This is a genomic window from Bacillus sp. B2-WWTP-C-10-Post-4, from assembly GCF_009183805.1.
GTDB lineage: Bacteria > Bacillota > Bacilli > Bacillales > Bacillaceae_G > Bacillus_A > Bacillus_A cereus.
Genome location: NZ_WEII01000150.1, coordinates 1 through 8,000, shown reverse-complemented (window position 1 = coordinate 8,000; position 8,000 = coordinate 1). Strand labels below are relative to the sequence as shown.

The window sequence follows — 8,000 nt, the reverse complement described above, 5'->3', positions numbered from 1 at the left end:
TATAGAATACTATAACCATAAAAGAATTAAGGCAAAATTAAAGGGTATGAGCCCAGTACAATACCGGGCTCATACCCTAGAGGCTGCCTAATGAAACGACCTGTCTAACTTTCGGGGGTCACTTCAATTTATATTAGATGGCTTTTGTATGTTACGTGTATAAAGTTATTTGAAAATAACGATTGAATAATAGGTGAAATTATAACAATATTTGTGTAAGAGAATAAAAAATGTAGATAATTTCGATTTTCAAAAAAATCAATTTGAAAATATGTTTTTATTTTGCAACTAAATATGTTACTATATGTGTGATAAAAACAAAGAGGTCTGACATCTACACTCCGCGTAATAACACTCTAATGATTTAAAAATTCAAAAAAATCAAAATTCAAAATAATAATTGTATTAATGATTAGAGTAAAAATAAGGGGAATGGAGAAATTATGGAGAAAGACACTGCTTTGTAAGGGGCATATTTTATCATCTTGAGCAGAGAGGAGGATGCATAGCATATTGTAAAATATAGAGATAAACAATGAAAAAGTGCTATGCAAATGAAGAGCATGAAGGGACGTTTAAGGCCAGGTGATACGGTAGCAATTGGTTTAATGCTATTTGCATTATTTTTAGGAGCAGGAAATTTAATTTTTCCGCCAGTTTTAGGTCAACAAGCAGGAGAGAATGTTTGGATTGCTACAATAGGATTCCTTGTAACGGGAGTCGGATTACCCCTACTAGCTGTAACAGCTGTCGCGTTTGTAGAGGGGGACTTGAAAGCGCTATCTTCTAGAGTCCACCCTATATTTGCGTTTATTTTCCCATTGATTAGTTATTTAGCAATTGGACCATTTTTCGCGATTCCTCGTACTGGAGCTGTTTCGTTTGAAATGGGTATGAAGCCGTTTTTATCAGAGGCAATGGTTTCAGAGTGGTACATGCTATTTCTTTTCACGATAGTTTTCTTCGGAATAACGTGGTATTTATCATTAAATCCATCTAAATTAGTGGATTGGTTCGGAAAGTTTCTTACACCATTATTAGTATTAATTGTCGCTGTTATTGTCGGAAAGGCAATTATTGATCCAATTGGAGAGCCAGCTGCGCCGTTAGCTGCTTACAAAGAAAATGCTTTCTTTGGTGGATTTATTCAAGGATATTTAACGATGGATGCAATTAGCGCGCTCGTATTCGGAATTGTCGTTGTACAAGTTATCCGCTCTAAAGGGATAAAAGAGAGTAGTCAAATTGCAAAAATAACAGTAGTATCAGGTATTATCGCTGTACTTGGTTTAACGTTAATTTATTTATCGCTTGCTTATCTTGGTTCAACAAGCACATCACTTGGTATCTCAGAAAACGGTGGTCTTATTTTAACGAATGTTGTAAATGAGCTATATGGGACGAGTGGTAAAATTTTATTAGGGCTTGTTATTATACTCGCTTGTTTAACAACTTCTGTTGGGTTAACATCTGCGTGTGCGGGTTTCTTTACAAACTTATTCCCAAAACTTTCGCATAAAACGATTGTAACAATGGTATGTGTATTTAGTTTAATTGTATCTAACCTAGGTTTAACACAATTAATCGCAGTAACATTACCTGTGTTAATGATCATTTATCCAGTTGCAATTGTATTAATTGTACTTTCGTATTTCCATAAGTGGATTGGGAAGCGTAATACAATTTATATTGGAGCTATTTTAGGTGCATTGTTAATTAGTTTCTTTAACGGTTTAGAAAGTGCGAAAATTAAAATTGACGCGATTTCTAATGTACTACAAATGTTACCGTTATATAACGAAGGAATCGGATGGTTAATTCCATCATGTATTGGCGGGATTCTCGGTTTCTTCTTCTATAAATCAAATGAATCAAGTGAATTACAAAAGAAAGGTGCTTAGGCACCTTTCTTTTTTTGAAGGGGATTTTTGTATTTTGTCTAAGTAATAATTGGGGGGAATGATAAATGGCTAATTTTGAAGATTTTTTAAATTTGGATTTGAGAATTGGAACTGTAATACATGCAGAGGAATTTAAAGAAGCGAGAGTACCAGCGATTAAACTAGCAATAGATTTTGGAGAAATCGGGATAAAGCAGTCAAGTGCTCAAATTACGAAAAGGTATAGTCCAGAAGATTTAATCGGTCAACAAATCGTTGCTGTTGTAAACTTTCCACCAAAGCGTGTAGCTGGATTCAAATCAGAAGTACTTGTGCTTGGTGGTGTTCCTGAAGCTGGTGATGTTGTGTTACTTCAGCCTAATATGGAATTGCCAAATGGAACAAAAATTAGCTAGGGTGAAGGTAGGGGCTAATATGGATATCGGACGAGAATATTTGCAATGTGCGATTTCGAACTTTAAAGCAACAAAGAAACAAGGGGAGCGGGCACTTTCTCAATTATCATATGAACAAATACAATGGTCTTCTCATGAAGAAACAAATAGTATAGCGATTATTATTAAGCATCTTCACGGTAATATGCGTTCTAGATGGACGGATTTTTTAACGTCTGATGGTGAAAAAACAGATCGTAATCGAGATGGTGAATTTGAAGGATGCTATCACTCAAAAGAAGAAACCCTTATAGCTTGGCAAGAAGGATGGAAATATGTTTTTAATACGATGAATACTTTAACGCCGGAACACTTATTGAAGACGGTATACATTCGAGGTGAAGCACATACTGTCATGCAAGCAATTGAAAGGCAAATTGCTCATTATGCATTGCATATTGGTCAGATTATATACATTGGGAAGATGTTAAAAGAAAATGAGTGGGAATGTTTAAGTATTCCGAGAGGTCAGTCTGCGCGTTATGTAGAGAAAAAACGTTCAACATAATAATAAGAAAGAAACCGATAAAAAATGGGAAAAAAGAAAGTCAGCCAAATAATAGATGGTTCTGTAATCATAAGAATACTGCCAAAAATAAGTCCATATATAATAAGAAAGGAATTGAAAAGTGTATTCACAGGGAGAAATCGTGAGATGAACACTTGCTGTCGTTTAAAACAATCACTGTGAAATAAATAAAAGCGGAAGTACCATGTGGCTGTAATAAGATCTTTCTTTTTCATAATTCTTTTTTTGCATGTATGACAGATAAATGGTGGTTGCATTTCATTACGCTCCATTTTTTATTTTCATAATAATGTGAGACAAAAGTAGGTACAAAGTGTATGTTCCTATATACGCTCCTGCAATAAGGAAAAATGGATTCAGTAAAATTCCATGAATGCTCGTCATGAAAACTAAATCTTGTATTAAAACATCGTATATATTAATGGAAATAATTATACCGAGTACATACAGTGCCAAGTACGCAGAAATATGTAGCACAATAGAGATTTTTGGTTGCTTAGCGGACAAATAAAAAATGAATGATAGAGCGATTGGTAATATTCCTATTAATAGCTTCAATTCATTTCACCTCATTAACAATATAGCCGAAATTTTAACGGTCTATTCTCTAGGGCTTGTACATAACTTGAAATAGAGAGGTGATAGTATGAATCGGGGCTTTTTTTTTATGAAGTTTACAAGTATGCGTAAGTTAGTTTTATTTGTTATTACTACAATGCTAGCGACTTTTTTTCTTATTAGTATGATGGTAACCTCTATGAAAGAGACAAAGTCAACGTATTTATATAATTGGTTAAATGAGTTATCGATGAATGGTTACATGTATGTACTTGGAAAAGAGAATCATTATTTTACACAGGAGTATCGAAATTTGAATCAAGATTTTTCAATTTCTTCTTTTCTCTTTTCTATGGCTACAAATATTCGCTTTAATGATGTACGCAGTTTCGTCGGGAAAGAGCTCCCGGGGTTTGGTAAGTACGATACAGAAATTGTTATTGCGGGTGAGGGTACAAATTATTCTAACTTACCGATAGAGTCGAGTGTTCCTCTTGAAGAAGTGGTGAAGGAACGGACTAGTGGAACTGGACAAGTACCTAAACAAGATACGAGTAAAGAGAAAAAACAGCCGTCTCAAACGACTGGGAAGAGACAAGTTGCGTTTATTTATCATACACATAGCTGGGAATCTTATTTACCTTTACTTAACTTAACGAATGACCCGAATCCGAATAAAGCAACGAGTTCTGTATCGAATATTTCTATATTAGGAGATCGTTTCCGTGAACAACTAGAAGGTGAAGGGATTGGAGCTACTAACGATAAGAGTGATGTTGGTCAAAAGTTAATAAGTAAAGGTTTAAACAGTAATAGTTCGTATAAAATGTCACGAGAAATTGTGCAGCAAGCTATGGCTGGAAATAAAGATCTTCAATACTTTTTTGATTTGCATCGTGATAGTGCCCGAAAGAATGTAACGACAAAAACAATTGGAGATAAATCATATGCAAAGCTTGCATTTGTAGTAGGGAAAGGAAATAAAAACTATGAAAAAAACTTACAATTAGCGACAGCTTTACATGAGGCGATTAATAAGAAATATCCAGGAGTGAGCCGTGGGGTCATTCAAAAAGGGTTCCAGACAGGAAATGGAATCTATAATCAAGACCTATCAGGACAAGCGATATTAATAGAAGTTGGCGGTGTAGATAATACAGAGGAAGAATTGAATCGATCAATTGATGCACTTGCTAAAGCATTTGGTGAATATTTTTGGCAGGCAGAAAAAGTGAATGGATAAAGTGAAACGTGAATTAGCCAGGACATCTATCGATAATTATTAGCGCACTTCAATCTTGAAAAAACGTAAGTGTAATGCTTGCGTTTTTTCTTTGTAATGGTGAGACGTCACAGAATAGACATAATTTGTCGTTGTTATAGTAATATCGAAATTTGTCAATTTATAGTAGGAGATTTACAAAGGAATTTTCGGGAAAGTAGAGAAAATCTTTTTATAAGGAAAACTTTTTATTATGAAACTGGTAGGGTGATTGAAGTGATTAGGGAAATCGAAATAGAAGATGCAGCATCATTTTTACAATTAAGTAAGCAATTAGATGAAGAAACGAAGTTTATGTTATATGAACCAGGAGAAAGGAAAATTACAGCTGAGCAACAAGAAAAAATGATCCATCGATTTATAGAAAATGAATATGCAACAATATTTGTAGCAGTTGAAGATGAGAGAATAGTAGGTTTTATATTAGTGAATGGAAATAACATTCAAAGAAAGAGGCATGTGGCAAGCATTGTAATTGGTATTTTGCAAGAGTATAACGGGCGAGGTATTGGGACTAGATTGTTTAAAGAGGTTGAGAAGTGGGCAAAATTACATGATGTATGGCGTTTAGAATTAACAGTAATGGCCCACAATACAAGAGCTCAGGCACTATATAAAAAAGCTGGATTTGAGAAAGAAGGTGTCAAAAAAGCTGCTCTTATTATCGATGGAAAGGACATCGATGAGTATGAAATGGCCAAATTATTAAAATAAGAGGTCGTTATATGAAAAAAAGATGGGCACTACTCGGTATCGTAGCTGCAATAATTATTGTTGGAGTAGCAGGAATCAATTATAAAATGTATAAGGATAAGCAGGCGCAGGAAGTAAGTGTAAATAGCGTATTTCCGAAAGCGAAAGAAACGATTGCTAATATGGATGGGGATATTGCCGTAATTAATAATCCGAATTCAATGCTTGTACTTGTAAATAAAAGTAGGCGTTTACCAGATGGGTATAGACCGCCAGATTTAGTTATTCCGAAAGTGCGCTACTCTAGTGAAGGTGATCAAGAAAAGAAAAAGATGAGAAAAGAAGCAGCGAGGGCGCTTGAGGATATGTTTCAGCAGGCTGACAACGAGCGTATTTTTCTTTTTGCAGTTTCTGGATTTAGATCTTTTGATCGACAAAAAGCATTAAATACGATGTATAAAAAACAAGACGGGGAAGCAAAAACAGCAATGTCTAGCGCGGTTCCTGGCACAAGTGAGCATCAAACTGGACTAGCTATGGATATTACGTCTCAATCTGCTAAATTTCAGTTAGAGACGGTTTTTGGGGAAACGAAAGAAGGTCAGTGGCTTTCTGAAAATGCCCATAAATTTGGTTTTGTTGTTCGATACACAAAAGCGAAAGAAACGATTACGGGTTATCGGTATGAACCATGGCACGTAAGGTATGTGGGAAATCCACAAGCTACATATTTGTATGATAATCAACTGACGCTTGAAGAAGTAACAGAGTAAATGATTGAGGGGAGAGACGTATAATGACGATGTTATATAAGAAAAAAGTACATGCATATATTACAAGAGAACAAGAGGGGGTTATGCAATTACTTGTTTTTAAACATCGTGATATACATGAAGCTGGTATTCAAGTGCCAGGAGGAACGGTTGATGAAGGTGAAACGTTAGAAGCGGCTATATTGCGTGAAGTACAGGAAGAATCCGGATTGCGTCATTTATGCATAGAACGTTTTTTAGCAGATTACATCATACATATGAAAGAAAAACAGGAATATGAAAAACGCCACTTTTTTCATGTAACTTTACTAACAGATGTAAAGGATACTTGGGAACATATTGTAAGTGCTGGTGAGGAAGATAAAGGATTAGTATTTTGCTACGAATGGGTTGATATTGCAAAATGCCCTGAATTAGCTGGGAAACAAGGTGAGTTTTTACATTTGTTAGATGAAGTATACGCACAGTAATGTAAGAGTCTGAAGCGAAGGTTAATCCGTTTCAGACTTTTTTTATTTTTCGGGAAATTAAAGGTGTTTAAATAAGGATATTGAATTTCTTTAAAGGGATATTAATTAAGCTAGCTTATGCTTTTGAACAAGCGACAAAGCATAGAAAAATCCCCAACTTATCATGAATAGAATAAACAAAGAGGACAGGAATCCCTGTCCTCTTTGTTTTAGTGATTAAAGTGAAATATCGTTCTGCTCTGTCTTATGATATTTTAATAAACTAAAAGATAAACAAGCGGAACATAAAATAAGAATAGAAGCGATGATATAAATTGTACGAACACCGAACATATCAGTAATAATGCCAATGCTAAGCATAGATAGTCCAGAGGCTGTTGAAAGAAGTGCACCATGTGCTGTATACATTTTGGATAATAAAGCAGGGGCGACACTTGATTGTAAAACAGTCGTTTGGGAAATATCTCTAATTTGATAACATGGTCCCATTAGAACACATAGAAAAAGCGCAATAAATCCGCTGCTTGTCATACCGTATAAAAATGTAAGAATACTAAACATAAGAGAGCCAATCGACATAGATCGTATTAAATTGTTTTGAATATAGGAACTCATTTTCCAGGCTAATAGACCACCGATTAACGTGCCAACATAATAACTTGTATTAATATATCCCCACCATTCTTCGCCCTTATGAAGGATAGTCGTAACGTATGCCATCGTAATAGCACCAATCCATATTGTCCCTGCGAAAGTTTCGATTAAGTCCATATATGTAACGGTACGGAGAGAAGGATTTTGAAATAGGAGTTTCCAACCTTCCAATAAAACAGTACTTTTGGAAGAGGGAGAATCTGCTATTCTTTCAGTATGTATGGAACGTAATGAAAAATGTAATGCAATGCATCCGAAAATCATTAAAATGTTATTAATCATGAGTGTAGAAGTAGCGCCAATGAGAAGAACGACAATACTCGTAAATGAATAAGCAACGGCTTGCACAATTTGTGTTGAAAAGGAAAAGATACTATTTACTTTTACTAATTTTTCTTTCGGTGTAAGGCGCGGGAGAATACCGTATAATAACGGAGCACCCCACCCACTACATAATGAAATGACAAAAATAAAAGTTAATAGAGCTATAATGTTTGTGGATAAGACCGGGAACAAAATCATTAATAATAGTAAAAAGACTGTTTTCAGCCATTGGAGGGTATATAACAGCGTATAAGATGGAAAACGATTTATTATAAGTGGTGCAGAGATGTTAGCAATTAGATTTGTGATAACTTGTAATAATGGAAAAAGAGCAGTAATAGTAGCTGATTTAGTTGCTATATAAATATGAGTTGTAATAATC

At 34.9% G+C, this 8,000-nt stretch carries 11 protein-coding genes; 8 read left to right on the top strand and 3 right to left on the bottom strand.

The genetic code is table 11. The features are described from left to right. The 4 genes from GBN78_RS27350 to GBN78_RS27335 form a co-directional block, all read left to right on the top strand. Positions 1-91: IS3 family transposase (locus tag GBN78_RS27350; RefSeq protein ID WP_130055906.1), on the top strand; the 91-nt coding region annotated here is incomplete at its 5' end. A 472-nt stretch (positions 92-563) separates the two neighbouring features. Continuing rightward, complete coding sequence (gene brnQ4 / locus GBN78_RS27345; protein WP_011110049.1) at positions 564-1,901, top strand: branched-chain amino acid transport system II carrier protein BrnQ4; 1,338 nt, start codon at positions 564-566, stop codon at positions 1,899-1,901. 65 nt (positions 1,902-1,966) lie between these two features. Then, a complete protein-coding gene (gene csaA / locus GBN78_RS27340) occupies positions 1,967-2,296 on the top strand; it encodes a chaperone CsaA (RefSeq protein ID WP_001263017.1) in 330 nt (109 codons plus the stop codon). After that, on the top strand, positions 2,277-2,843 hold the full coding sequence (locus GBN78_RS27335; RefSeq protein ID WP_000435828.1) for a DUF1572 domain-containing protein: 567 nt from the start codon (positions 2,277-2,279) through the stop codon (positions 2,841-2,843). Before csaA ends, GBN78_RS27335 begins: the two co-directional genes overlap by 20 nt. Here GBN78_RS27335 and GBN78_RS27330 read toward each other — a convergent pair. Both GBN78_RS27330 and GBN78_RS27325 read right to left on the bottom strand, forming a co-directional pair. After that, positions 2,816-3,121 carry a hypothetical protein gene (locus GBN78_RS27330; protein ID WP_033682818.1) on the bottom strand — a complete coding sequence of 102 codons (306 nt, stop codon included), beginning with the start codon at positions 3,119-3,121 and terminating at the stop codon, positions 2,816-2,818. The genes GBN78_RS27335 and GBN78_RS27330 overlap by 28 nt on opposite strands. Positions 3,122-3,125: 4 nt before the next feature. Continuing rightward, positions 3,126-3,422 carry a hypothetical protein gene (locus GBN78_RS27325; protein ID WP_000770736.1) on the bottom strand — a complete coding sequence of 99 codons (297 nt, stop codon included), beginning with the start codon at positions 3,420-3,422 and terminating at the stop codon, positions 3,126-3,128. 88 nt (positions 3,423-3,510) lie between these two features. On the opposite strand from GBN78_RS27325, the gene spoIIP reads away from it, so the two are divergent. From spoIIP to GBN78_RS27305, 4 genes are all read left to right on the top strand, one after another. After that, positions 3,511-4,665, top strand: a complete 1,155-nt coding sequence (gene spoIIP / locus GBN78_RS27320) for a stage II sporulation protein P (RefSeq protein WP_001079280.1) — start codon at positions 3,511-3,513, stop codon at positions 4,663-4,665. Between the two features lie 255 nt (positions 4,666-4,920). Beyond that, positions 4,921-5,418 (top strand): GNAT family N-acetyltransferase, encoded by a 498-nt coding sequence (locus GBN78_RS27315; RefSeq protein ID WP_152127912.1) that lies wholly within the window; start codon positions 4,921-4,923, stop codon positions 5,416-5,418. An 11-nt stretch (positions 5,419-5,429) separates the two neighbouring features. Then, the gene (locus GBN78_RS27310; protein WP_152127911.1) at positions 5,430-6,170 is read left to right on the top strand and encodes a M15 family metallopeptidase; all 741 of its coding nucleotides are present in this window, start codon (positions 5,430-5,432) and stop codon (positions 6,168-6,170) included. A 23-nt stretch (positions 6,171-6,193) separates the two neighbouring features. After that, the gene (locus GBN78_RS27305; protein ID WP_000178293.1) at positions 6,194-6,640 is read left to right on the top strand and encodes an NUDIX hydrolase; all 447 of its coding nucleotides are present in this window, start codon (positions 6,194-6,196) and stop codon (positions 6,638-6,640) included. A gap of 216 nt (positions 6,641-6,856) precedes the next feature. Here GBN78_RS27305 and GBN78_RS27300 read toward each other — a convergent pair whose 3' ends face one another. Further along, on the bottom strand, positions 6,857-7,999 hold the full coding sequence (locus GBN78_RS27300) for an MFS transporter (protein WP_226798499.1): 1,143 nt from the start codon (positions 7,997-7,999) through the stop codon (positions 6,857-6,859). Position 8,000 lies beyond the last annotated feature (1 nt).